The sequence below is a fragment of the Halorubrum sp. Hd13 genome (assembly GCF_002252755.1).
Taxonomy (GTDB): Archaea; Halobacteriota; Halobacteria; order Halobacteriales; family Haloferacaceae; genus Halorubrum.
The window spans coordinates 21,221-45,007 of the sequence record NZ_NHOY01000108.1; the positions used below are offsets into that span (position 1 = coordinate 21,221).

At 57.9% G+C, this 23,787-nt stretch carries 20 protein-coding genes and 2 pseudogenes; 13 read left to right on the forward strand and 9 right to left on the reverse strand.

The features are described 5' to 3' along the window. Nucleotides 1-42: 42 nt before the first annotated feature. On the reverse strand, nucleotides 43-1,434 hold the full coding sequence (locus DJ81_RS14830) for an SLC13 family permease (RefSeq protein WP_094590358.1): 1,392 nt from the start codon (nucleotides 1,432-1,434) through the stop codon (nucleotides 43-45). Between the two features lie 261 nt (nucleotides 1,435-1,695). Here DJ81_RS14830 and DJ81_RS14835 point away from each other — a divergent pair, with 261 nt between their 5' ends. The 5 genes from DJ81_RS14835 (at nucleotide 1,696) to DJ81_RS14855 (ending at nucleotide 6,577) form a co-directional block, all read left to right on the forward strand. Beyond that, a complete protein-coding gene (locus tag DJ81_RS14835; RefSeq protein ID WP_170938340.1) occupies nucleotides 1,696-2,781 on the forward strand; it encodes a tripartite tricarboxylate transporter substrate binding protein in 1,086 nt (361 codons plus the stop codon). A gap of 152 nt (nucleotides 2,782-2,933) precedes the next feature. Then, on the forward strand, nucleotides 2,934-3,509 hold the full coding sequence (locus DJ81_RS14840; protein ID WP_275542433.1) for a tripartite tricarboxylate transporter TctB family protein: 576 nt from the start codon (nucleotides 2,934-2,936) through the stop codon (nucleotides 3,507-3,509). Further along, nucleotides 3,510-5,009 carry a tripartite tricarboxylate transporter permease gene (locus DJ81_RS14845; RefSeq protein ID WP_094590362.1) on the forward strand — a complete coding sequence of 500 codons (1,500 nt, stop codon included), beginning with the start codon at nucleotides 3,510-3,512 and terminating at the stop codon, nucleotides 5,007-5,009. Nucleotides 5,010-5,371: 362 nt separating this feature from the next. Then, nucleotides 5,372-5,761 (forward strand): cupin domain-containing protein, encoded by a 390-nt coding sequence (locus DJ81_RS14850; RefSeq protein ID WP_094590365.1) that lies wholly within the window; start codon nucleotides 5,372-5,374, stop codon nucleotides 5,759-5,761. Between the two features lie 45 nt (nucleotides 5,762-5,806). Continuing rightward, on the forward strand, nucleotides 5,807-6,577 hold the full coding sequence (locus DJ81_RS14855; protein WP_094590367.1) for an SDR family NAD(P)-dependent oxidoreductase: 771 nt from the start codon (nucleotides 5,807-5,809) through the stop codon (nucleotides 6,575-6,577). Between the two features lie 72 nt (nucleotides 6,578-6,649). On the opposite strand, the gene DJ81_RS14860 is transcribed toward DJ81_RS14855, so the two are convergent. Then, entirely contained in the window at nucleotides 6,650-7,447 is a 798-nt protein-coding gene (locus DJ81_RS14860; RefSeq protein ID WP_094590369.1) for an SDR family oxidoreductase, read from the reverse strand. A gap of 144 nt (nucleotides 7,448-7,591) precedes the next feature. Further along, the gene (locus DJ81_RS14865) at nucleotides 7,592-8,083 is read right to left on the reverse strand and encodes a redoxin domain-containing protein (RefSeq protein ID WP_094558085.1); all 492 of its coding nucleotides are present in this window, start codon (nucleotides 8,081-8,083) and stop codon (nucleotides 7,592-7,594) included. 925 nt (nucleotides 8,084-9,008) lie between these two features. Between DJ81_RS14865 and DJ81_RS14875 the strand changes: the two genes are divergently transcribed. The 3 genes and pseudogenes from DJ81_RS14875 to DJ81_RS14885 all read left to right on the forward strand — a co-directional run. Next, complete coding sequence (locus tag DJ81_RS14875; protein WP_094558086.1) at nucleotides 9,009-9,248, forward strand: hypothetical protein; 240 nt, start codon at nucleotides 9,009-9,011, stop codon at nucleotides 9,246-9,248. A gap of 235 nt (nucleotides 9,249-9,483) precedes the next feature. Next, nucleotides 9,484-10,356 carry a serine O-acetyltransferase EpsC gene (gene epsC, locus DJ81_RS14880; protein WP_094590371.1) on the forward strand — a complete coding sequence of 291 codons (873 nt, stop codon included), beginning with the start codon at nucleotides 9,484-9,486 and terminating at the stop codon, nucleotides 10,354-10,356. After that, a pseudogene (locus tag DJ81_RS14885) lies at nucleotides 10,299-11,194 on the forward strand (IS4 family transposase); the annotation flags it as partial. The gene epsC and the pseudogene DJ81_RS14885, both read left to right, overlap by 58 nt. A 278-nt stretch (nucleotides 11,195-11,472) precedes the next feature. Here DJ81_RS14885 and DJ81_RS14890 read toward each other — a convergent pair. Next, a complete protein-coding gene (locus DJ81_RS14890) occupies nucleotides 11,473-12,885 on the reverse strand; it encodes an aspartate aminotransferase family protein (RefSeq protein ID WP_094590373.1) in 1,413 nt (470 codons plus the stop codon). Nucleotides 12,886-13,080: 195 nt separating this feature from the next. Next, a complete protein-coding gene (locus tag DJ81_RS14895) occupies nucleotides 13,081-13,587 on the reverse strand; it encodes an Lrp/AsnC family transcriptional regulator (protein ID WP_094527787.1) in 507 nt (168 codons plus the stop codon). A gap of 285 nt (nucleotides 13,588-13,872) precedes the next feature. Here DJ81_RS14895 and DJ81_RS14900 point away from each other — a divergent pair, with 285 nt between their 5' ends. Together DJ81_RS14900 and DJ81_RS14905 are read left to right on the forward strand one after the other, a co-directional pair. Continuing rightward, nucleotides 13,873-15,558: an aldehyde ferredoxin oxidoreductase family protein gene (locus DJ81_RS14900; RefSeq protein ID WP_094590375.1), complete on the forward strand. Its 1,686-nt coding sequence runs from the start codon at nucleotides 13,873-13,875 to the stop codon at nucleotides 15,556-15,558. A 175-nt stretch (nucleotides 15,559-15,733) separates the two neighbouring features. After that, nucleotides 15,734-16,750: an agmatinase family protein gene (locus DJ81_RS14905; RefSeq protein WP_094527780.1), complete on the forward strand. Its 1,017-nt coding sequence runs from the start codon at nucleotides 15,734-15,736 to the stop codon at nucleotides 16,748-16,750. A 21-nt stretch (nucleotides 16,751-16,771) separates the two neighbouring features. On the opposite strand, the gene DJ81_RS14910 is transcribed toward DJ81_RS14905, so the two are convergent. Together DJ81_RS14910 and DJ81_RS14915 are read right to left on the reverse strand one after the other, a co-directional pair. Continuing rightward, complete coding sequence (locus DJ81_RS14910; RefSeq protein ID WP_212589844.1) at nucleotides 16,772-17,920, reverse strand: ABC transporter ATP-binding protein; 1,149 nt, start codon at nucleotides 17,918-17,920, stop codon at nucleotides 16,772-16,774. Between the two features lie 41 nt (nucleotides 17,921-17,961). Then, nucleotides 17,962-19,050 carry a PotD/PotF family extracellular solute-binding protein gene (locus DJ81_RS14915; RefSeq protein WP_170938342.1) on the reverse strand — a complete coding sequence of 363 codons (1,089 nt, stop codon included), beginning with the start codon at nucleotides 19,048-19,050 and terminating at the stop codon, nucleotides 17,962-17,964. 349 nt (nucleotides 19,051-19,399) lie between these two features. Between DJ81_RS14915 and DJ81_RS14920 the strand changes: the two genes are divergently transcribed. Both DJ81_RS14920 and DJ81_RS14925 read left to right on the forward strand, forming a co-directional pair. Beyond that, nucleotides 19,400-20,296, forward strand: coding sequence for an ABC transporter permease (locus tag DJ81_RS14920; RefSeq protein ID WP_094527777.1), 897 nt, complete (start codon nucleotides 19,400-19,402; stop codon nucleotides 20,294-20,296). Nucleotides 20,297-20,298: 2 nt separating this feature from the next. Continuing rightward, complete coding sequence (locus DJ81_RS14925) at nucleotides 20,299-21,150, forward strand: ABC transporter permease (protein WP_094527776.1); 852 nt, start codon at nucleotides 20,299-20,301, stop codon at nucleotides 21,148-21,150. Nucleotides 21,151-21,202: 52 nt separating this feature from the next. On the opposite strand, the gene DJ81_RS14930 is transcribed toward DJ81_RS14925, so the two are convergent. Further along, the gene (locus DJ81_RS14930) at nucleotides 21,203-21,838 is read right to left on the reverse strand and encodes a type 1 glutamine amidotransferase (RefSeq protein WP_094527775.1); all 636 of its coding nucleotides are present in this window, start codon (nucleotides 21,836-21,838) and stop codon (nucleotides 21,203-21,205) included. A 316-nt stretch (nucleotides 21,839-22,154) separates the two neighbouring features. On the opposite strand from DJ81_RS14930, the gene DJ81_RS14935 reads away from it, so the two are divergent. After that, nucleotides 22,155-23,498, forward strand: a complete 1,344-nt coding sequence (locus DJ81_RS14935; RefSeq protein ID WP_094590378.1) for an aspartate aminotransferase family protein — start codon at nucleotides 22,155-22,157, stop codon at nucleotides 23,496-23,498. 3 nt (nucleotides 23,499-23,501) lie between these two features. Here DJ81_RS14935 and DJ81_RS14940 read toward each other — a convergent pair. Next, nucleotides 23,502-23,787 (reverse strand): annotated as a pseudogene (locus tag DJ81_RS14940) (IS6 family transposase); the annotation flags it as partial.

A 23,787-nucleotide genomic window follows, 5' to 3' on the forward strand; every position in this document is an offset into this window, starting at 1 on the left:
ACTTCGATTTTCTCGACGGTGTCGCCTCGCTAGTGGTCTCCCTCAGGTGACCAGTGGCCAATAGAGGGTCCAGCAGAGCACGACCGCGAGGACAGCGTACCCCGTCGTGACGAGCCCCGTTACGATCACGTCAATCAAAGACATCGGTCCTTTGTCGTAGGTGAGGAGCACCGTCGTCGTGTTGAACGGGAACACGGTCGAGCAGCCGACCACCATCAGCAGCGACAGCGAGAGGAACAGCGCATTTATCTCGAACGTCTCGGCAAATCGCAGCATTACGGGAAATAACACGAGAAGCGATGCCGACGCCGTCGAGAAGAACAGCCGGACGACGAACGCCAGTGCCAACAGGAGCGCAACAGTCTGCCAAAGAGGAAGTGCGCTGAACGGAAGCACACGCTCCGCGTTTCCGATCACCCACGAGAGGACTCCGGACGACTCCAGTACGCCGAGTAAGGAGAACATCGTCCCGAAGACGAAGATGATTCCCCAACTGATCGTCGTCATGTCATCGCCTGTAACGATCCGAATCCCTGGTAGCGCGAGAAAGAGGATTGCCGCGGTGGGGGGGAAAATAGTCGGAATACCAATAAATGACCCGACGATCCAGAGGAAGATAACCGCGGTCATTACGCCGATGACGATCCGTTGGTCCCGGTCGAATCCGGTTCCAGATGGACGCTCCTCCCGTGGTGTGGGAACTGATGCGGCGCCGACAGGGTGGATGAAAAGAATGGTCACAACCGCGAGGACAAAAATGAACACCGTCGGCGGGAGCATTAACACTGCCCAGTCCAGCCAAGAGATGTCAGTAACAGACGAGCGGATAAACTCTGAGGAAAGGATCGCCATGCCTCCGCCGGTCATCAGTCCCATCGACGCGACCGGGTTGACGTGACCGAGGATCAGGTGAGCGTCCAGGAGGAAGTTCTCGTCGTCCGAGACGTCCCAGAGTTCGTCGAGTTCCTCAAAGATGGGTAGGAACGCTACGGTCCGAGCCAGCGCCGACGGCATCATAAACGAGAGTGCGAGTAATCCCGCGGCGGCCAGTCGGATCGTCTCTCCTGGCGAGTCGGCCACGAGCAGCCGTCGCGCGATCATCTGGTCCAGCCCGACCTTGGAGATCGTGTTTCCGAGGAGCAGCAGAATGAGGAGAAAGAAAACGAGCCGCGACGAGAAGCCGCTGGCAGCCGTGGCGAACGAGTCTACGAGACCAAGCACATACAGGAGCACGACGGTCGTGAGACTCGATATCACAAAGGGAACGGGCTTCGTCAGCCACATTACGAGCGCGAAAAAGAACAAACCGAGTACGCGCTGACCGGTCGCAGACAGTCCGTTAACCGGGATCCCTGCGACGCTTCCGTACAGACAAACTACGCTCAGCGCTACGCCGATCGCCGGTACAATATCAACATCTCGCAGACTTCGCATGCAGTGAGTGAAATTTACAGATGCGGTAGAATCTGATAAAGGTGGTGGAGCAGGCCATTCATCGAGTGGTTATCGTTAGGATGAGATTCAGTCCCGACTGTGGGGAGTTTTGAGGTTTGTTAATCCGGGTTTCGACGGCACCTACCGTGGGTGTGTCGTCCCTCCACCATCTGTTCCGCATATACTACCATTTAAATTATGGAAACTATTATATATGATTGCATTTTCTAATCAAATGGGTCGATCATGACAAATGACCGCATGTCTCGCAGGTCACTCCTGCGATATACTGGTGGGGCATCGACAATCGCAATAGCCGGCATCGCCGGATGTTCGGGCAACGGCGGTGACGGCGGCGACGGCGGCGACGGCGGCGACGGTAGCGACGGCGGCGACGGTAGCGACGGCGGCGACGGCGGCGACGGCGGGGACGAATACCCGAACCAGCGGATCGAGTACATCGTTCCCTTCAGCGAAGGCGGCGGGACCGACACGTACGCCCGACAGATCATGCCGCAGGTATCGGAGATCCTCGGTGTCTCGATCCAGATCAACAACGTGCCGGGATCGGCGTCGCTCCGCGGCGCGGGTCAGATGGTCCGCGCCGAACCCGACGGGTACACCTTCGGTGGATTCAATCCGCCGTCCACGCCGGTGTCTTACCTGCTGAACCCGCCGGACGACTGGGAACTCACGTCGCTTCGCGGAGTGTGCGGGTACGCCCGGACGCCGTACGTCATGTATTCGAACCCCGACCAGGGCTTCAGCGAACTCGCGGACGCTATCGAGGCGTTCGACAACGGCGATATCACCAACATGGGCGGTCAACAGCGAGGCGGGATCGTCAACGTGATCGCCGAGATCATGAAGAACAACGACGAGTACGGCCTGAGTTGGGAGAACTACGTCGGCTACGACGGCGGTGGCCCGCTGGTTCAAGCCGTCGCGTCCGGCGAGGTGCCCGTCGGTGTCACCACCGACGCGTCCGGTCTCAGCGCGGCCGAGGACGACCGCGTCGACGTGATCGCGGTCTTGTCAAGTCAGGGGAGCAACGTGTTCCCCGACGTGGCGTCGGTGACCGATCAGGGGTACCCCAACATCGACTACGTCGGTCAGCTCACTCGCTGTATGTGGATGCCGGGCGACACGCCGGACGAGCGGGTTCAGACGATGTCAAGTGCCGTCGAAGAGGCGCTCCAGACGGAGCCGGTCCAGTCGTGGTCCGAGGAGACCGGCAACATCATCGAGTACAACCCGCCGGAGTTCGCCGACGAAGTGCTCCAGCAGTCCTTCGAACAGATTCCCGAGAACGTGGACCTCGAGGCCCTACGGGAAGCGACGAATTGAACGCCCTCCACTCGTTTCCCAATTATTTCCCGTGGTCGCGCGACGTACCGACTGCGATTGGCAAGTGAACCCCGACTAAGCGGTCCCGTCGGCCGGGGCTATCTAACCAGACGAAAATTACATAACAACCCAAAACAATGCCACAATTTGACATGGTACGGCAACAACTCGGTGATTTGGACAGTGAACAGATTCTCCTCGGATTCTTGATAGTCGTTTCCGGCTATATGGTGATTCAGACTTTCCAGTGGAACCGAACGACGGCGGTGTTCCCGCGGTACATCGGGTCGGCGACGCTGATCGGCTCGGTGCTGCTTTTGATTCGCGAGTACCTCCCGGAGCCGTTTTACACCGTCGTGGCCGGTTCGACGTCGATCACCGGCGGGAGTCGAGAGACGGAGGAGGTGCAAGCGAAGAAGGGCGAGGAGCGATCTCCGGCGGAGAGGGAGGCGGACATCCCCGATCGGCCGCTCTCGCCCGCCGTGTTCACCGCTGTCCTCATCACGTTGTACATCGGTCTGAGCTACCTGTTCTCGATGTTTCTGATGACGCCGCTGTTCGTGGTCGCGTACACCGCCTGGTTCGGTCAGCCGTGGTACATGATCGCGCTCTTGACCGGAATAGGGACGCTTCTCGGGTACGCGTTCTCCACCGTGCTGATCGTTCCGGTCGACCGCGGGGTATACGTCGGCGATCTCCTGCAGATCGGAATCTTGGGGGTAGTGTAGATGGCGACAGTCGGCGCCCTCTCCGAAGCGATCGGCATCGCGTTCGGGTGGCCCACCATCGGCCTGATGTTGGCCGGGCTACTCCTCGGTATCTTCTTCGGGTCGCTTCCGGGGATCGGTTCCTCGCTCGGGATGGCGATCATCCTCCCGCTGACGCTTCCCCTCGACGGGATCAGTGCGATCATCCTCCTCGTGAGCATCTACAGCGGTGCGATGTACGGGGGAAGTATCGCGGCGATCCTCATCAACGTCCCCGGCACCGCGGCGGCGGCGGCGACGACGTTCGACGGCTATCCGATGTCCAAACAGGGGAAAGCGAAAAACGCCCTCGCGATGTCGGCGGTTGCGTCATCGGTCGGTGGGTTATTCACTATCATCGCGCTGTTCCTGATCTCTCCCGTGCTCGTCGAGATCGTCCTGCTCTTCGGGTCGCCCGAGTACTTCCTCATCGCGCTGCTCGGCCTCTCGATGATCACGATCGTCTCACAGGGGTCGATGGTGAAGGGGCTCGTGGCGGGCTTTTTCGGTCTCTTACTGACCACTATCGGTATCGCGCCCGTCGAGCCCACGCTCCGATACACGTTCGGTTGGTTCGCGATCCGCGACGGGCTGTCGTACGTCGCGGCGCTGATCGGCCTGTTCGCCGTGACGGAGATGCTGATACTCGCCCGTGACCAGACGGAGATCGCGGACGCCGACATCTCCATCAGCGGCAGTCTCCGAGAGGGAGTCAGAGAGACCATCCGACACCCGGTGACGGTAATAAAATCGGCGTTCATCGGGATGGGTATCGGTGCGATTCCGGGCTCAGGGGCGTCGGTGTCGAACTTCCTCGCGTACGGTGAGGCGATGCGGGCCTCGGAGAACGCGGAGGAGTTCGGCAACGGGAACCCCGAAGGTGTTATGTCCTCGGAAGCGTCGAATAACGGGACCGTCGGCGGATCGCTCATTCCGACGCTTTCGTTCGGGATCCCGGGGAGCGGTTCGACCGCGGTCCTGCTCGGTGGGCTCATCATGCACGGGCTCATTCCCGGCCCGGACCTGTTCACGAGCCAGCTGCCGAAGACGTACAGCATGTTCATCGCGCTGTTCGTCGGGAACATCGTCATCCTCGTGTTGGGCCTCACCGTTATCACGAAGCTCAGCTACGTGACGCAGATCGACACCAACTACATCATCCCGATCATCCTCGTGCTCGCGACGCTCGGTGCCCTAGCGCTTCGGAACAACTGGGTCGACGTCTTCACGATCCTGGCACTGGGATTCATTGGCTACTACATGCGCAAGCACAACTTCTCAATGGTTGCATTCGTCTTAGGAATCGTCCTCGGACCGATTGCCGAGCAGAATCTCCTCCGGTCGCTCCAGCTCTCGGGCGGTTCGCTCGGGATCTTTGTTAGCAAACCGCTTTCGCTGATGTTGGTTATCGCGATCGTCGTCGTCTTACTCGGCCCGTTCATTGGACCCAAACTCAAGCAACTGGTCGCCAGACGCACCTGACTGGCGACACACCCGTTCTGCGTGCTCCCTCGTTTCTCGCTCGTCAGTTTTAGCCCTACAAACGGACCACACCCCGTCTGAGCGCAGACGGCACAAGCTAAGAGAAATTCACCTACGACCTCCACCGGCAGATCGAGGGCGGCGAGAAGCTCGCGACCAGCGAGTTTGCCGACGCCGTCGTCGAGAGCATCAACGAACTCGGCTAGGCTAACCGTCCGGATTCGCAGTCGATGGATCGGAGCGTTATTCCAACCATCGGGGATTATTTTCCACTCAGACGAACAGGAGATGAAAATCTGCATTCTGTATCTGGAGCACCTCATTGACCTACTTTTTAAGTTCGTCTCGTTACTCCATGTGGCATGGTACGCAGATACGACCCGTCCGAAATCCCGTCAGTGCACAATCTTGCTGATGCCCCTACCGCGAAGGAGGGACCTGGGTTCGAGCAGGTCGTCTTCCGGGGTGTCGACCAAATGGTCGGCATGACTACGATCGGGCCCGAGAGAGAAGACAAGCCACAGCACAGTCATCCGTGGGAGCAGATGACCGTCGTTATCGAAGGGGAAGTCGACTTCCTCGTTGATGGAGAGCGGGTCTCACTTGGCGTCCACGACGCGGTAGAGATACCACCGGACGTCCCACACGCGTCTCGCGCCGTCTCCGAGGACCCAGCGCGCCTACTCGCATTCTGGCCCCTTCGGGAGGACCGACTTGACGCGACCGACTACCAAACAGAGTTCGATGTCTAGTCGAATAACGCTTGAACGATCGGGGGGATTCGAGGTGAGTCAAACATGGATCTGACCGGAAGAACCGCTCTCGTCACCGGGTCAAGTCGGAATATCGGTCGATCGACGGCAGTCCGACTCGCGGAGGCCGGAGCCGATGTGGGGGTCACTGCCCGGACCGACAAGGAGGGATGTGAGGAAACTGCACGTCGCGTTCAAGAAGCCGGTAGCGAAGCCGCAGTCGCGCTCGGTGACATCGGTGATCCGGACGACGTCAAGTCGGTAGTTGACGATATCCGCGATCAACTCGGCCCGATCGACGTTCTCGTGAACAACGCGACCTACCGTCCGTCGAAACCGTTTCTTGAGGTAGAGACAGAGGACATTGATCGCGTGCTCGACATTAATTTCAGGGGCGTGTTCCAGACGACGCAGGCGGTCGTTCCAGACATGAAGGCTCAGGGAGGGGGCTCAGTCGTGAACCTGATCGGGGCGATGGTGTACCTCGGCAAGCACGGGCATGCCCACTCGTACGGTTCAAAGCTAGGAATCGAAGGACAAATACGCCAGTTGGCAACCGAATTGGGTTCAGATGAGATCCGCGTGAACGGGGTCTCGCCGGGTCTCATTGACGTTAACCGGACCCGGACTGATGAGTGGGAGCGGATCGAGCGGGAAATAATCCGTTCGACCCCACTCGGACGACTCGGAGAGGTTGAGGAGGTGGCCAACGCGTGTTGCTTCCTCGCGTCGGACGCCGCGTCGTTCGTGACTGGACAAGTATTACACGTCAACGGCGGGACTTATCCGACACCGACGCTGGTTCCAGAAGAGTAATGGATTGAAAATAGATCCCATTATCACAGTCACTATGGGAGCTACGGTGAGCGGCGAATGCTCACCGCTAAACTACAGGAGACGCGAACTCCACCCGCCGTCAACGGGTAACACCGACCCAGTGATGTAGGATGCGGCCTGTGAGGAGACGAAGGCGACTGCCTTGCCGAACTCCTCAATTGTGCCCATCTCCGGAAGTGGGACCTTCTCAACGCGAAGTTCGCGCACCGCCGCCTCTGTTACCCCCTCGCGCTCGGCCCGTGCAGCGATTTTCGACTCGATCCGGTCAGAGAGTACACCACGAGGGGCGACGCAGTTCGATCGGACTCCATTTTCCCCCTCCTCATTGGCGAGAATCTTCGAGAGTCCGTAGATACCCGGTCGAAACACGTTTCCAAGAGTACCGTGCGGCGTCGGTTCCGCCGCAGAGGCGGCGACAAGGTGTGTGACCGCGCCGCCACCATCCCGAAGCCGGGGGAGAGCGGCCTTGCACTGAACCACCGTGCTCCGGAGGACGTCGTTGTATCCTCGATCGAACTTCTCCAAGGAAGTCTCCTCGAAAGAGGTGTTATCCGGACCGCCGTGATTGGTTACCAGCACGTCAAGCCCGCCAAACTCCGTTGTTGCCGCTGCGATTCCGGACTCGATCTCATTGCGGTCAGCGAGGTCCATCTCGACAGTGAGCACCGCATGCTCGTCACAGCCGGTCTCGTCGAGTATCGCCTCGCGAGCACGAGCAAGGTTATCTGCGCTGCGGGAGGCAACCGTTACGTTCGCTCCCTCCGCAGCGAACTGCGTGGCCGCCCCCAGTCCGAGCCCTTTGCTTCCCGCGGCTACGAACACCGATGCTCCGTCAAGCCCTAAATCCATGCGATCACATCTCATGAATGGAATGTAACACTTCCGTTCACGGGAGGGCTCATCACAGACTCGTACATCAGGCCGTACGCCGGATACGGTCGGCAGTGCGACGGAGGTTGCTAGCCAACCGTGTAGTCATAACTGAAATCGCTATCAAACCGCCTCTTTCACTCGTTCTCGGATGTCATCGATGAACGAATCGAACTTGGGGTTCCCATTCTCACGGACCCACCGATACGTGACGACTCCGTCCGAATTGATAATGAAGACACTTCGCTGGGCGGATTCGATCGACCCGTACATATTCTCAGAGACGACATCGAACATCCGGATAAGCTCGTGGTCCCAGTCCGAGAGCATCGGAATATTGAACCCCTCCTGTGCTATCCAGACGTTTTGGGCAAACGGGAGGTCGACGCTGATGCCGTATATCGCGGCGTCGAGCGCCTCAAAAGAGCCTAATTCATTCCCGAATGTACACATCTCCTCGGTACAGCCGCTCGTGAACGCGCCTGGGACGAACGCGAGCACAATTGGTCCGTCTCCCATCACCTCTGAAAGTGTGAACTCGGAAACATCATCGTAGCCATTGCCACCGGCCAGCGGGACAGTAAAGTCGGGTGCACGATCACCTTCGGAAACCATGACCAACTGTACTGTTGGGAACGGTGTAATGCTGGTGAATACTTGCCGTCGACAACTCAATCAACTTGGGGAGGGCTATCGAACGTATGATTCTCGGGGACAACTAATCAACGTAGCTTTCCGTGCCCGGCGATGTTCAGATAAGAATTGAAAGGCGAGGCGGAACGTTTTCAAAGTAATCTATGTCCGAAAACGACGATATTAAATCAAAAGCGAGGCGATCGGTGTTTCGAATAATCCATGTCCGAATTCAGTTGCCTCGACGGCTCTACTGAATGGATCGGTTTTGGAGTTTATGCAGCGAGAGCGGACACCGACGAGATCGTCGAAAACGGTATTCAGCTCCATCTCGCCAAACTACCAATTTTAAATACTAATAAATATATTTATATTTTGGGCGTCGAGCGAAGCTGAACAACAATTCACGACCGGATTCGGAATGCCAATCTACAGCCATCTGACGGTGCGGGCCCGAATCGCGTCGTAATTGATGAGACTGTGATTCAGATCGACTCAGACAGACTCTGGCTGTATGCTGCGGTAAATGTTTATACAACGAATTCCACCAATTTACGTATCTTCTGTCCAAACCTAACAGTCTACGCCGAGGTTATCCGCGATCTCAGAAAAGACACCACTTTGACGATGCGCTGTTTCTCGTGATGCTAGCGGACATCTCACAGCTGCACTCTCACGAATCTCGCTCCAATTTCAGATCACTCACCGTGGAAATCGGAACGCTGTTGAATATATTATTAGAGAGATAAAACAGCAATCCTCTTTGCTAACATATATGTTCAGAAACGCGAAGCCGACCGCGGCAGAAGTATGGCTCCGAGCCTTCGCCGTCTGCTGGAACCGATTCTTAATTTGACATGATTCCGAATCAACCGTCAAAGCTCCATTCTGACTGCTCGGGATCGGTTTGAACTGGAAAGGCGCGACCACGGAAGGTGCGATAGCCGCCGGTGTAGTCGCGCTATTCGGGAACCTCGGTCTAGCGGTCGCCGTTCAGTTCTACGGCTTCTCGCTCCCGCACGGCTCCGCAGCAGAAGCGCTCACGCTCCTCGTTGCTATCGTCGTAATGATCGCTGTAAGCCTCGTCACGAGCGCCAAGGCCCGAGACGACATCGACGACGATATCGAACGCGTCATCGACTCATAGCGTACTCACCACCACAAAATTTTCACAGAGTAAACCATAGTTCCGTTAAAATATCCAATAGTTTGTAGAAATTGCCTGATAAGTACAGAGAATAGATTCAGTAGATAACAAGTACAGAGGGATCACATATCGATAGACTTCCAGTACAGTGCTAACTCGATTGTCAGGCCCCTAGATCAACAGACACGTGCGAAGTGGAAGAACTAACTTTACTCGCCAGCCTCAACACCAACAGATGGCGTACGAGTACACCGGCGACGTCCACGAAGACCTCGTCGAGTCCTATCGAGCAGGCGAATCGTCCCTCCCGAGTGACACCTCGCGGGTCTATCCTCCCCGCGATTCTCTGCGTGATGAACCACCTCTCCTCAAACAGCTCCTGTTTCCCCGATGCTGGAACGCGACGGAGCTGCTGGACGATCCCGACGAAACTCGTGCCCGCCTGACCGAGCTCGGCAGCTGCATACACACGGGTATCACGGCCTATTCGGATCGTGACGCAGACGATTTGACCGCGATCGTCGAACGGACGCTCGACCGGTTGCCGGCGATTCGACGGACCCTCGAAAAGGATGTCGAGGCCGCGTATAAGGGCGATCCCGCAGCAAAGAGCAACTGTGAGATCATCCGGTCGTATCCCGGATTCCACGCGATCATGACCCACAGGGTGGCGCACATCCTCTACGAGGAGGACAGCTTCGAGTACGCTCGCGAACTCGCCGAGTACTCGAAGGTCGAGACGGGCATCGACATCCATCCAGGTGCGGAGATCGGTGAGTATTTTTTCATCGACCACGGGACCGGGGTCGTCATCGGCGAGACAGCGACGGTCGGCGACTGGGTCCGGATCTACCAGAACGTCACTCTCGGCGCACTCCACTTCGAGGAGGAAGAGGGTGAGGACCACATGCTGGCGAAAGATTATAAGCGTCATCCCGACATCGGCGATCACGTCGTCATCGGTGCCGGAAGCAACGTACTCGGGACGATAGAAATCGGCGACCACGTGAGCATCGGTGCGAACGCCTGGGTGACCGACGACGTCCCGGACGACACGAGCGTGTTCATTTCGGATCACCCCAATCAGGAGCAGAAATCGAACAGGTAGTGGCTTCGGAGTTCACGGACAGTACGCGACACAACTCGGTTACGAAGCGCCGTCTCGTGTTCAAGACCGGGTCGAGGCTGCAAGGACGGCTCATACCCTTTGATTTGGCGGATTTCGGGCACCGCCGGTTGGCACGGATCTGCGAGAATGACGGCTACTTCGTCAGCCGACTGAAACAGAACGCAAACCCGGTGATAACAGAGGAACTCCGCGAATACCGTGGCGACGCCATTCGCTTGGAGGGAAAGCAGATCCACAACGTTGTAGACGATCTCTACCGCACGTGTATCGACGTAGAAGTGGACGTAGAGTTCAAACTGGAACCGTACAACGGCACCCGCTCGTTAGATACGAGGCGATTCCGCGTCGTCGGCGTCCGCAACGAGGACGCCGACGAGTATCACCCGTACATCACGAACCTCCCACGAGAAGAGCTTCTCCCGTCGGATCTAGCAACCCTGTATCGGTGCCGGTGGGAGGTAGAGCTGCTGTTTCGTGAACTCAAGACGCAATACGAACTAGATGAGTTCGACACGGCTGACCCAGCGGTTGTTGAAATTCCAGTGTACGAAGCGTTGCTCTCACTGCTCATAAGCCGTGATTTGCTAGGGTTAGTCACCGAGGTAGCAGATGATGAGGTCGTCTTCCCACCAGAACGCTGGGCGGTGACCGTCCGGTCGCACGCCCAGATCATTCTCTCGAACTCGGTGCGTTCTTGGGATACACCCCACAGCCACTGCTTAACCGGTTGATCGAAGACGCTCAAAAGATCCATCAGCAACGGCCGATCCTTCGGGAAACGCTCGCTACCGCAACGCAACCGAGGTGTGTGTCTTAACTAAAGACGAATGCGTGTTCCCTATACACCTCGTCGATCAGTTGACTGCCGCCGCTGATGAACTCGGTGTGACGATGCGAATCGTTTCAGAAGATATCAGCGAGAATCGCTACGACTGCTGGCAGAGGCCGGAACGTAAATCAGTGGAATGCAAGTACAGAAGGCCGGTCAACACGGAAGAACAGTTCCAGAGATTAATGAGTGATCACGGTACCTAATACTCTCTCCACGTGTCCGTTGTTAGGGGAAATACACGCATCATCGGGTGCTGGCTGACTTCAGCTTTCGTGGTCCGCGAGGACATCACGGATCGATTCGGTGATGATGTTCATACCGACGGTTGCCTGACGCTGCGTCAGCACGAGCGGTGGGAGCAGGCGAAGCACGCTTTTGTGACGCCCGGCGTACCAGACAAGAACGCCTCTGTGGTAACACTCGCGTTGGATCGACTCGACGAGTGATTTCGAGGGTTCGCCGTCCACTTCGAACTCGACGCCGGTGAACTGTCCTTTGCCACGGACGTCGACGACCTCATCGACGTCCTCGGCGAGTTCGCGGAACCGCGATCGGATGTATTCCCCGACGTCCGTCGCGTGATCGAGGAGGTCGTGCGACTCGATGTATTCGATCGCGCGCGTCCCGCCGACAAATGCGGGGACGTTACCGCGGAACGTACCCACATGACCGCCCGCCCCCCACGTGTCGTACTGTTCGTGGTACATCATCGCACCGATGGGGAGCCCAGAGCCGCCGATCCCCTTCGCCATCGTCATCGCGTCCGGCGTCACACCCCAGTGCTCGGCCGCGAACCACTCGCCGGTGCGACCGAACCCAGTCTGAATCTCATCGAAAATAAGTAACGCGTCGTTGTCGTCCGCGATATCGCGAAGTCCATTTAGGAATCCCTCGTGCGGAACGACGACGCCACCTTCGCCTTGGATCGGCTCAACCCAGATCCCTGCGGGCGATTCGTGTCCGCCGTACGGGCTCTCGAATTTTCGTTGTACAGCGTCGAGCGCACGGGCACAGGGGCCGGCTTGACAGCAGTCAGCTGCGGGACAGAACGGCTCCACATCGCCGGTCGGCCCCGACTCGGTCGGATTCGGGAAGGGGACGTGGACGGCGTCAGCTAACAGTGGACCGTACCCCGTTTTATATGCCTTTCCTGCGGTAAGGCTGAGTGCGCCGGCCGTCGTACCGTGATACGACCCCTCGAAGGCGAGCAAGCCGTGGCGGCCAGTATTATGTTTGGCGAGCTTGATTGATCCCTCAATCGCGTCGCTGCCGCTTGGTCCACCGAAAATAATCTTGCTGTTTCCGCCGAGACCGTTGGGTGCGATATCGTTGAGCCGTTCAATAAATTCAATCCGGGCCGTGGTCGGGAAGTCCACGGTATGGGTGAGCTTCTCGAGTTGGTCTTGGACCCCTTCGAGGACGTATGGGTTAGAGTGCCCGACGTTCAGCACGCCGATTCCAGCAAAGAAGTCCAAGAACGTGTTTCCGTCGACGTCCCTGATGGTCGCTCCTTTGGCCTCTTCAAGCGCGACCGGTATGCGACGCGGGTATGCGACTGCGTTGCTGTCGATCTCCCGCTGTCGCTTCAGTAACCGTTTCGATTCTGGCCCGGGAACCGTCCCCACGTCTGGCTCCATGGAAAAGTGTATTTCGTCGATTGGTGGGCTTGTTACCATATTTTGCGAATTTTCCGAGAGCATTTATATTTGATGTTTATCCGATTTTTATGACAAAAAACGGATTATATCCATACTTTTGCCAGCTAGCTTGAATACCATTCAATAATTCAGATAACCGATACTGGCACGTAGTCCATTGGGTACACTCATATTCAACGTGAACGTTGGCAATACTACACCAAACGCAGTCCGTCAGATCGGATTAGCCGATTGCTCTTGGGTGAGCGCTTCGACGAGTGTGTCCTGTTCGAAGTCGTTTATCGGGTGTCGTTCGTTCTTCACCGTCGAAATGACGAACTTCGAGCTGGTTCGCTGGATCTGGTCGATAGCCTCGTAAGAGTCAACGACTGACTCAACCATCGCACGGTCCGTAACGTGCCCGATGACGATGAAGTCCGTATCGCCCATAGTAAAGTACACCTGATTAATACCCTCAACGTTCGCGAGTTTCTCGCCGACAATATCGTGGTACCCCTCGTCGAACTCCGCGTAGACCTCGCTGATAATCGTGAGCGAGAGTCCCAACTTGGAGAGATCAATGTCAAACAAGTCGTTTTTGATGACTCCCCGTTCCCGTAGTTGGTTAAGTCGATAGTGGACTGTTGATTTGGGAATGCTTGTGTATTTGTGTATCTCTCCGGGGCTAGTGGTTCCTTCTGACAACGCCGTTTTGAGAATCTGAATATCCTTTCGGTCCATGGTGAGTAATCCCGTGTTCCCCACTACGTCCACGAGTTTAAATTGTATCGAGTGTCGTCAGTATTAAATCTTGTTTATATGTTGGACTGTATCTAGGTTTTGGGGGAGATTTGAATCTCGTTTATACGAAACGACGGGATAGAGAGCTGATACCAATGAACACTCTGAGTTGGAGCGCGCCAGCTTCGTTCGATAAATACATAAAATATTGACTGGTATCCGATCTAGGCAGTTTCTAGTGGATAGTAAGCAATATTTATTAGCTTACCGAGACATCGAACGAACATGTTGTGTAGCCGGGGGCCAATGCTCACCATCGACGTAGACAGTCATGAAACCAGTAAGACTTCGATTGGATCGATTCAAGAGCGGTACGTCGGGGGACGAGGAGTCGGGACCCGCGTGGCACACGAACGGATCCCGTTTGATGTTGACCCACTCGGTCCCGAGAACCGACTCGTGTTCACCACGGGACCGATGCAGACGTCGAACATGAGTTTCACCGGCCGGATGAACTGCACCGGGGTTTCGCCACTGACCGACGGGTTGTTGTCGAGCAACGCGGGTGGCTTCATGTCCCGGAACTTCGCTGATACGGGGTACGGCGCCGTCGAACTCACCGGGGCGAGCGAGGAGTTGGTCGCTGTTCACGTCCGCGACGATGGCGTCGAGTTCGAGGAAGTCGATCACCTCACCGGCGCGACCGTCCCAGAGACGGTCGAGTATTTTGAATCCCAGCGGGGCATCACGAGCGATCAGACGGCTGTAATAGGTCCTGCGGGCGAGAATAAGGTGCGATTCGCCTCGATCATGACTTCAGAAGAGCGCGCCTTCGGGCGCGGTGGACTCGGTGCTGTCATGGGCGCGAAGGGAATCAAGGCCGTGACCTTCGGCGGGGACAGTGCTCCAGAGATTAACATCCCCGCAACTCAAGCGGAGATTCACCGAGAGGCCGCGACTGCGGACGACATCATGAAAGAGCAGGGGACGGTGGCAGCCATGGATTTGGCAAACGAGGTAAACGGTCTGCCATCTTACTACTTTTCCGAACAGCAGTTCGAGGGCGTCGAGGGCATCAACGGTGCGGCAGTCGCCGACAAGAAGTACAAGAAAGGGACCTGTTCGGCCTGTGCCTTCGCCTGCAAGTTGCCGACAAAAGATGAGGCGGCCGGTGTCGAGACCGAAGGGCCAGAGTTCGAAGTCGCGATGGCTTTCGGGTCCAACTCCGGCGTCGATGACATCGTTGAAGTCATGAAGTCTAACGAGCAATGTGACCGCTACGGCATGGACGCCATCTCAGCAGGTAACTCGGTAGCGGCCTATCTCGCTGCCGAGGACGAGTTCGGAAACACCGAGCTGATCCACGACACAGTCAAAAAAATCGCTCACCGCGAAGGAATTGGCGACACACTCGCAGAGGGGATTGACCGCTTCCATGAGGAGATTGGCGTCGAAAACTGGTCAGTCAAGGGAATGGACTTTGCCGCCCACGAGGGACGGGTCCTCAACGGACAGGGGCTATCATACGCGACCGCGAACCGCGGCGCCGATCATATGTATTCGACGTTCTACTCGGTCGAGTACCCCTTCGTTGAACCGGATGAGGCGCTCGAACCCGAAGGAACCATCGGGAAATCCGAGACTCTCGTTGACCGCGAGGACCTCATGGCGTTCAACGATAGCGGCGTCATCTGCAAGTTTTCCCGGAGCTACATGAGTCCCGAGCGCTACGAAGCGCTGTTCGGCGTCGACTATGAGGATCTGCTGGAAGTCGGTTCCAGGACAGTTACATTAGAACGACACTTCAACAATCAGCGTGGCTTCGACCGCGACGACGACAAGCTGCCGTACGACCTCCCGGACTTCGAGGCCGCACTCGACGAGTATTACGAAGTGCGTGGCTGGAAAGACGGCCTCGTCCCAGAAGACGCGCTCCCAGAGGAGTACGGGCAGCGTTCCATTGGTGTCTGACCGGTATACGAAAGAACAGTAGCGACACAGACCGTTCGGCTTCGGTCCGTCACTATTGAACCTCGTTCATATAACGAAATAGTATATGATAAAAATACAAATACTGTGCTTGGCAGTAGATATTACACGTTCAGTGGGTTATTATGACTGATGAACATGACATGAGCGGAAACACATGACGAAGAACAGAGACGGCACCCAATTCGAAGAGCAGATGTCCGTGGATAGGGACGCCGAGATTGAACTCGCGTACACGGGACGTGATACGTTCCTGAAAGGCGACAGCCGAGACGTGACGGATCTGGAGGGGTTTGATGTCGGGGTCTTGGGAGTGCCCTACGACGGCGCACTGAGCAATCGACCGGGCGCGCGCTACGGGCCGAGAGCGATACGCAGAGCCAGCGCTTGGTGGGCGTACCTCTCCGAGTACAAGGGCGGCCTCACGAACGTGAATACCCGGGCGCAGGTCGACTTCTCCGATCTCCGCGTGGCGGACTGTGGCGATGTCCCGGTCTTACCGATGGACCGAGAGCGCACCGCGGAGCGTATCGAATCCCGTGTTTCATCGATCGCCGAGCAGGCGTTTCCGGTGATACTCGGCGGCGATCACTACTGTACTTACCCGTCGTTCCTCGGTGTCGCGCGTACGATCGACGCGGACTCGGTCGGACTCGTTCAGATCGACGCCCACAGCGACACCGTCACTGAGAGCCCGGTGTTCGGGGAGCACTATCACGGGTCAAGCACACGCCTGATCGCCGAGTCGGAGTGGTGCGAGTACGACGCGATCAGTCAGGTCGGCATTCGGGGATACGAGGGCCCCGACTTCTTCGAGTTCGTCGACGACGTCGGCCTCTCTGTTTTTACCCAACGCGAGGTCCGCGAGCGCGGCGTCGCCGATGTCGTCACTGACGCCATCGAGGCGGCCGCGGCGGAAACAGACGCCGTCTACCTCACCTTCGATATCGACTCAGTCGACCCGAGCGTCGCGCCGGGGACCGGAACGCCGGAACCCGACGGGCTTTCGGCGCATCAGGCGCTAAAGATAATGGAAATCGCGGGCACGCACCCGGATATTGCGGCCGTTGATCTCATGGAGGTCTCGCCGGAGTATGACCCGACAATGTCGACTCAAATCCTCGCGGCCAGCGCACTCGTGACCCTCCTCGAACGGCAGTTCGCGGAGAAGTAGGTGAGAGGATACGAGACCGGATCAGTCGAGGATAATTCTACACGCCTCTGTCGGGAAGCTGACGGTTACCTCATCGTCCTCTGCGAAGTTTGTTGTTTCCTCGTTGATCTGGCGCTCGACCTCGAAGTGTTTGCCGTTGACGTCGATCCGATACAGCTTCAGCGATCCTTTGTAAATCGTGTCGAGGATGGTCCCAGTCCATTCGTTGGCGTATCCGCTCGAGTCATCGTACGGTTTGAGGACAACTTCCTCCGGTCGAACCGACACGGCGGCGGACCGCCCACTGTCGTCGGCACTATGCGGGATTGAGACTGTGAACCGACCGTCATCGGTCTGAAGTGACATTCCGTCGTTGGAGATAGTTCCCTCGAAGAGGTTCGTTTCCCCGATGAAGGTGGCGACAAACTGTGTCTCCGGCGACGTGTACAGTTCGTCAACCGGCCCGATCTGCTCAATCTGTCCGTCGTTCATCACGGCGATACGGTCGGACATCGTTAGCGCCTCTTCCTGGTCGTGGGTGACGTAGATGAACGTGATCCCGAGTTCCTCTTGGATATCTTTGAGCTCGACCTGCATGTGCTGTCTAAGCTTCCGGTCGAGGCTCGCGAGCGGTTCGTCGAGGAGGAGCACGTCGGGTTCACGGACGACGGCTCGGGCCATCGCGACGCGCTGTTTCTGTCCGCCCGACAGCTCTGTTGCTTGGCGGTCTTCGTACCCCGAGAGTTCGACCATCTCCAGAGCGTCTGCGATCCTGGTCTCACGTTCGTCCTCGGGGACACCGTCCATCTCTAGTCCGAACGAGATGTTCTCACCGACAGTCATGTGCGGAAACAGGGCCCACTCCTGGAACACCATCGACGTGTCGCGGCTGTTCGCGGACTGCGCGGTTACGCGCTTCCCACTGATGGCCACGTCTCCATCAGTCGGTGTCTCGAGCCCGCTGATCATCCGCAACGTCGTGGACTTTCCACACCCTGACGGCCCGAGTAGCGTCAGGAACTCGCCCGATTCAATCTTGAGGTTCACGCCGTCGACGGCGACGAGGTCCCCGAACTCCTTCCGGAGGTTCTGCAAGTGGACCGATCCTCGCTTGAAGTCGCCCTCCGATCCGGTTCTATCGGATTCCGTCCGTTTAGTCCCCGAATCCTGCGTGTTGTTGCTCTCGCTCACCGTCATTTGTAGATATCCATTTCTCTCATACGGTTACACGTCTACATATCACTTTGCGATTTCGCCCGTTCCCACATGTTCGTCCAGTCCTCGGTCATATCGGAGAACTCGTAGGGCGTGGTCTGTGCGGCGATCTCTTCGGCGGCGTCGAATCCGTCCTCGGAGAACATCAGCGCAGACTGCTCCTCGGCGCTGAACATGTCGAAGGACTCGGTGTTGACCGGGGGACTCTTGGCGGCCGGCTCCCAAGAGATGCTCTTCTGTCCTTCGGGGCTGACAACGGTCCTCATGAACTCTTTGGCCAGTTCTCGGTCGGTCGGATTTTTGACCATACACATCCCCTCGGTCCACTGCATCCCGCCCTCCTCGGGCAGCACGACGCTGACCCAGTCGGCGCCGCCGGCTCGCAGCTCGGACATCGTGAAGTTCCCGACAGGAGACATGACGATGTCGTTCTGGTTGAACGCCTGCCGGATGGCGCTGGTCCCGCTGTAGATGGCCTCGAACTGGTTGAACATCTGGACGAGGTGGTCCTCGATGTCGCTCAGCTCCTCGTCGCTCTGTTCGAAGGGGTCGTACCCGAGCGTTAATGCGATCTTCGGGATGTTCCAGGTCGGCCAGTCCATGATGCCCATCTTGCCGGAGTACTGGCCGTCGGGGCCACCCGTCCAGAGGACGTCGTAGGACTGGTAGTGGTCCGCTTCGACCTCGTCAGTGTTGACCGTCAGCGTGTCCCAGCCCCACCGCGTCGGGAGCGCGTACATCTCGTCATCGTACTCGAACGACGAGAACGGCCACTGGAACCGCGGGATGAAGTTACTCATCGCCGAGAAGTCGTCCGAGTTGAGGGGTTCGATCGTCCCCGCCTCCGCGTGGCGCTGGGCCCACGTGTTGTTGACCGTCAGGAGGTCGTAGTCCTCCGTCCCGCCGCTCTGGAGGTTGTTCAGCGCCTCGGAGTCGCTGGAGACGAGGCTGATGCTGACCGTCGCGTCGTTCTCCTCTTCGAACTTGTCAACGATGGTGTCGGTCCCGTATCCTTCCCAAGTCAGGACGTTGATCTCCGTGGCGCTCCCGCCGCTGGAGAAACACCCCGCCAGCGCCGCCGTCCCGACCGCGCCTGACGCCTGCACAAAGCGACGCCGGGAAAATCCTGTGTGACCGTGTCCTGCCGTGCGTTTCGTTTTCGGTTTCTCGTCCGTCATATCTGTTCCATGGAGGCATGGAGAGCCAGGGGTTATAGTATTTCCGCATATAGTACATATTTGCTTGGAATTGTACGACACTATCCGATAGGATTGGAGATTATTAATTCATATCTCACACCGGTTTCCTTTCGACCTCTTTCCGTCCCGGTATCGCGAACCGTTCTGGCCGACTCGCGGCGACGTTCATCGACGGTTAGGAGCGGTGTACGAAACTTCTGAACGAGGACGGGGTGGACCGGAACATATATCGGGTGGAGTTCAGTAAGGTGTGGCCATGGTAGAGATCACAGACAAAATAAATAGTAAAGTTCGGACGATAACTAACCGGATACCTATCTCGGACACGTTCCTCGTCACCGGCGGTCCGATACTGCTATTGGAGATGCTGCTTTTCCTCGGACCGATCTTGATCATGTTCTACATCGCCGTGATTCAGATGGAGAACTTACAGCTGGTTCACGAGCTCTCGCTGCAGAACTACGTCGAGGTGTTCTCGGGGGCCGCGAACATAGAGGCGATCAAGAACACGGTGTTCCTATCCATGCTGACGACATTCACCGCGGCGGTCGTCGCGTACCCCTTCGCCTACTACATCGCGCGACACGGCGGCCGGTTCAAAAATCAGCTCTTGATCCTGGTGATGATCCCGTTCTGGACCAACTACATCGTTCGGGTGTACGGCTGGCAGATCATCCTCGGGTCGGAGGGGATCATCAACTCGCTGTTAATCTGGTTAAACGTCATCAACGAGCCGATCGGCTGGCTGTTGAACACAAACTTCTCTATCTGGCTCGGGTTGACCTACCTCTGGCTGCCGTTTATGATCCTCCCACTGTACGCCAGCCTAGAGAAGATAGACGAGACTCTGATCGAGGCCGCCTACGACCTCGGCGCGACGAGACGAGCCGTGTTCAAGCGGGTTATCCTCCCGCTCTCGATCCCGGGGCTCGTCGGCGGGACGATCTTCGTGTTCATCTTCAGCATGGGCGCGTACATCGTGCCGGCGATGATCGGCGGCGGGCAGCTGTTCGTCGGAACCAGAATCGCACACGAGTTCGGCATCGGCGGGGACTGGGCGCAGGGCGCGGCCCTCGGGAGCGTCCTGATGATCGTCGTCGCCGGGACGCTGTGGTCACTGATGGGCTACACTAACATGGAGGAGATGTTCTAACGATGAGTCACGACACCGAACCCACCGCCCAGCGGGCGGGCGAGACCCCGAACCAGTCGCGATTGGACCGGTATCTGAGCGTCGGCGCGACCGTCGCCGAGCGCTACTGGCTCCCCGTCTGGGCGGTGCTCGTCTTCGCGTTCCTCTTTGCGCCCATCGTCATCCTGATCCTGTTCTCCTTCGAGCAGGGGACGTTCTCCTCGCTCCCCTGGAACGGGTTCACGACCCAGTGGTACTCGGAGATGCTGAGCGACAACCGGCTCATACAGTCCACGTTCAACAGCCTCCAAGTCGCGGCGAACGTCACCGTCGCGGCGACAATACTCGGGACGCTCGGCGCTATCGCACTGGTCCGCGGCCAGTTCCGTCGGAAGGGCCTATTCCGCGCGATCATCATCGCGCCGATGACGATCCCCGGACTCATCCTCGGGATCGCCCTGCTCATCTGGTTCAACGTCATCGGGATGAACACCTCGCTGCTGACCGTGATGCTCGGGCAGCTCGTCTTCGTCACCCCGTTCGTCGTCATCACGGTGAGCGCCCGGCTCAGAGGGTTCGATCCGGAGCTGGAGGAGGCGGCCCGCGACCTCGGGGCCTCCAAGTGGCAGACCTACCGGCGCGTCACGCTCCCGCTGTTGATGCCCGGCATCGTGAGCGGGGCGCTGTTCGCGTTCACTCTCTCGTTCGACGACTTCCTTATCGCGTTCTTCACCAGCGGTCCGAACAACACGCTGCCGATCTACATCTGGTCGAAGATCCAGCACGGCACGGACCCGGTCATCAACGCGATCAGCGCGATGGTGCTGCTGTTCAGCATCACGCTCATCGTCATCAGCCAACTGATCAGCCGGTAGCGACGCCGGGTTTCCTCGCTCCGGGACCCGGACGCCCGTCCTCCGCCGTAATCTACCGGCCGTTCTGGCAGATCTCAACGAAGTTTTCGATGGTTTTGGCGGCCGTACACTCGGAGAAGTCGTGGCCGCCGCGCGACCAGTCACTCGGGTTCCCCTCGACGCGCTCGGTAAACTCGGGATGATACTGGACGGTCCAGACCGGCTCGGTCTCATGACGCGTACAGAAGTGCTCGCTGTAGTCGGTCGTCGCGATCGTACGAAGGTCGCGACCGAGTTCGGTCACGAGATCGGAGTGGAGCACCGGGACGATCGGCTCGACGCCCGAGAGCACGGGGTCGTCGCCCGTGACCGTCATCTCCACGAACGTCGCTCGGCGTCGATCCTCTCGAACCTCGCCGCCGAGCGCGTAGTTGACAAGCTGGTGGCCGAAACAAATCCCCAGCAGCGGCACCGACGCGTCGATACACTCTCGAACGAGTCGTTGCTGGCGATCGAACACCTCATTATCAGTATCGTACACGCTGGCTGTGCTCCCGCTGATAATGATCCCGTCGTATTGAGTCGGATCGTCGACGTCCGGGCCCTCCAAGGCGACGCGATACTCGCTGTCGCCGGCGATCCGATCGATCTCGGGACCGAGGTACCGGTATTCGGGCTGGACTTCGTCGTCCAGAACGAGTACAGTCATTATCAATATTTGCGAACCCGGTACAATAAATCATTTCACCTGTCGTTCTGCGTCCGATTCACCTGTCGTTCTGCGTCCGAACCCGGACCGGACGCGTCGCGCGGCTCCAGACGCGTACTCGGCGATCGACAGCGCAGACTCGGCCGCGTCGTCGAGGACAGGCCCGCTTGTACATTCTTTCGACCGACGCCGGCGACGCGGCGGTTAATTCGGACCAAATCTAAATTTTTCGCGCATTTACAGACTGTGTCTTTCCAAATATTGTAAATCGGAATAATAAACAAACGATTAAGTAATGGGGCACCAACCTCTCAACATGGACCTGTGGGACGACTACGAGGCAACGTACCGCGAACGGACCGGGGGCAGCCAGGCGGCGTTCGAACGGCTGCAGGAGGACGTTCCCGCCGGCGTCGCAAGCACGTATCGGGCGTGGAATCCGTATCCGTTCGTCGTGGACCGCGCAGAGGGAGCGTACCTCTACGACGTCGACGGGAACAAATATCTCGACTTCGATATGAACAACGGAGCGGCGATGGTTGGCCACGCTCACCCGACGGTGACTGAAGCCGCGAGCGACCAGTTGCACGACGGGACGCTGTTCACTCACCCGCACGAGTTGCTCGGAGAGGCGGCCAGCGCGATCAAGGATCGCTGGTCGATGATGGACAAGGTTCGCTTCACCAACAGCGGGACCGAGAGCACGATGCACGCGATGCGGGTCGGACGCGCCTACTCGGGCCGAGACACGGTCCTGAAGATCGAAGGAGCGTATCACGGCGTCCACGACTACGTACTCATCAGCAAGGCCCCGCCGAAGGGTCAGGTCGGCCATTCCAAGCGACCGAACAAGGTCGTAGAGAGCGACGGTATCCCGGCGAAAACGGCCGAGACCGTCGAGGTCGCCCCATTCAACGACCTCGACGCGGTCGAGTCGATCCTCGAGGACCACGTCAACGAGATCGGCGCGCTCATCGTCGAACCGATCGTTCTGGCGAAAGGGGTCACTCAACCGTACGACGACTTCCTGCAGGGGCTTCGGGAGCTCTGTGACGAGTACGGGATTGTATACATTTTCGATGAGGTCAAGACGGGCGTGAAAGTTGCGCCTGGTGGTGCCGCCGAACACTACGATGTCGAACCAGACCTTGTGACGCTCGCTAAGAGCATCGGCGGGAATTTCCCAGTCGGTGCCTTCGGCGGCCGTGAGGAGATCATGTCTGTCATCGAGGACGGGACAGCCCACTACGGAACCTACAATGGAAACCCGCTCGTCGCACGTGCTGTCGAGACCGTCCTAAACGACGTACTCACCGAGGAGGCCTACGACCACGTCAATCGACTAGGACAGCGACTTGCGGACGGGTACGAGGAGATCATGGCTGATAATGGGATCGAGGGACGCGTCGAAAACGTCAACTCAATCGGCATGGTCCTGTTCACCGACGAACCGGTCGAGGATTACCGAGATTATTTAGAGCACATCGATGTCGAGTTCCACGAGAACTACTGGTTCGGGATGCTCAACCAGGGTGTTCTCCCGCATCCCCATGACGCGTCCCAGCAGTGGACTATTTCGGTCCAACACGAGGACGAACACATCGATCAGCATCTCGAAGCCTTCGAGAACATCGCTCCACGACTTGCCGACGAGCGGTAGTGTTTAGATAAGCTGATTCCATGCGAAGGCAAACGCTTGAAGCCAATTTTCAGCGGTATTCGGCTTGACATGGCTGAACGTATTTGAGAACTGGTTTGTTCGTCGTTTTACTTCACGAAAGACACGTTCGACGGCATTCCGATTCCCATGTGTAACGTGTTGGAATCGGAGCCCGTGACGATGACAGGCCGCCTGTAACCACGGAGCACCATCGACGAGAAAGATTGCGTCGTCGACCTGATGTTTCTCACGCAGTTCTGAGAGAAACATCGAGGAGATCGCGTTCGTT

Excerpts from the sequence above, each read along its gene's own strand:
- DJ81_RS14835 (WP_170938340.1), top strand. The coding sequence starts at position 1,696 with ATGTCTCGCAGGTCACTCCTGCGATATACTGGTGGGGCATCGACAATC.
- DJ81_RS14860 (WP_094590369.1), bottom strand. The coding sequence starts at position 7,447 with ATGGATTTAGGGCTTGACGGAGCATCGGTGTTCGTAGCCGCGGGAAGC.
- DJ81_RS14920 (WP_094527777.1), top strand. The coding sequence starts at position 19,400 with ATGGTAGAGATCACAGACAAAATAAATAGTAAAGTTCGGACGATAACT.
- DJ81_RS14935 (WP_094590378.1), top strand. The coding sequence starts at position 22,155 with ATGGACCTGTGGGACGACTACGAGGCAACGTACCGCGAACGGACCGGG.
- DJ81_RS14905 (WP_094527780.1), top strand. The coding sequence starts at position 15,734 with ATGACGAAGAACAGAGACGGCACCCAATTCGAAGAGCAGATGTCCGTG.
- DJ81_RS14925 (WP_094527776.1), top strand. The coding sequence starts at position 20,299 with ATGAGTCACGACACCGAACCCACCGCCCAGCGGGCGGGCGAGACCCCG.
- DJ81_RS14865 (WP_094558085.1), bottom strand. The coding sequence starts at position 8,083 with ATGGTTTCCGAAGGTGATCGTGCACCCGACTTTACTGTCCCGCTGGCC.
- DJ81_RS14840 (WP_275542433.1), top strand. The coding sequence starts at position 2,934 with ATGGTACGGCAACAACTCGGTGATTTGGACAGTGAACAGATTCTCCTC.
- DJ81_RS14930 (WP_094527775.1), bottom strand. The coding sequence starts at position 21,838 with ATGACTGTACTCGTTCTGGACGACGAAGTCCAGCCCGAATACCGGTAC.
- DJ81_RS14890 (WP_094590373.1), bottom strand. The coding sequence starts at position 12,885 with ATGGTAACAAGCCCACCAATCGACGAAATACACTTTTCCATGGAGCCA.
- DJ81_RS14850 (WP_094590365.1), top strand. The coding sequence starts at position 5,372 with ATGGTACGCAGATACGACCCGTCCGAAATCCCGTCAGTGCACAATCTT.
- DJ81_RS14895 (WP_094527787.1), bottom strand. The coding sequence starts at position 13,587 with ATGGACCGAAAGGATATTCAGATTCTCAAAACGGCGTTGTCAGAAGGA.
- DJ81_RS14830 (WP_094590358.1), bottom strand. The coding sequence starts at position 1,434 with ATGCGAAGTCTGCGAGATGTTGATATTGTACCGGCGATCGGCGTAGCG.
- DJ81_RS14855 (WP_094590367.1), top strand. The coding sequence starts at position 5,807 with ATGGATCTGACCGGAAGAACCGCTCTCGTCACCGGGTCAAGTCGGAAT.
- epsC (WP_094590371.1), top strand. The coding sequence starts at position 9,484 with ATGGCGTACGAGTACACCGGCGACGTCCACGAAGACCTCGTCGAGTCC.
- DJ81_RS14900 (WP_094590375.1), top strand. The coding sequence starts at position 13,873 with ATGTTGTGTAGCCGGGGGCCAATGCTCACCATCGACGTAGACAGTCAT.
- DJ81_RS14845 (WP_094590362.1), top strand. The coding sequence starts at position 3,510 with ATGGCGACAGTCGGCGCCCTCTCCGAAGCGATCGGCATCGCGTTCGGG.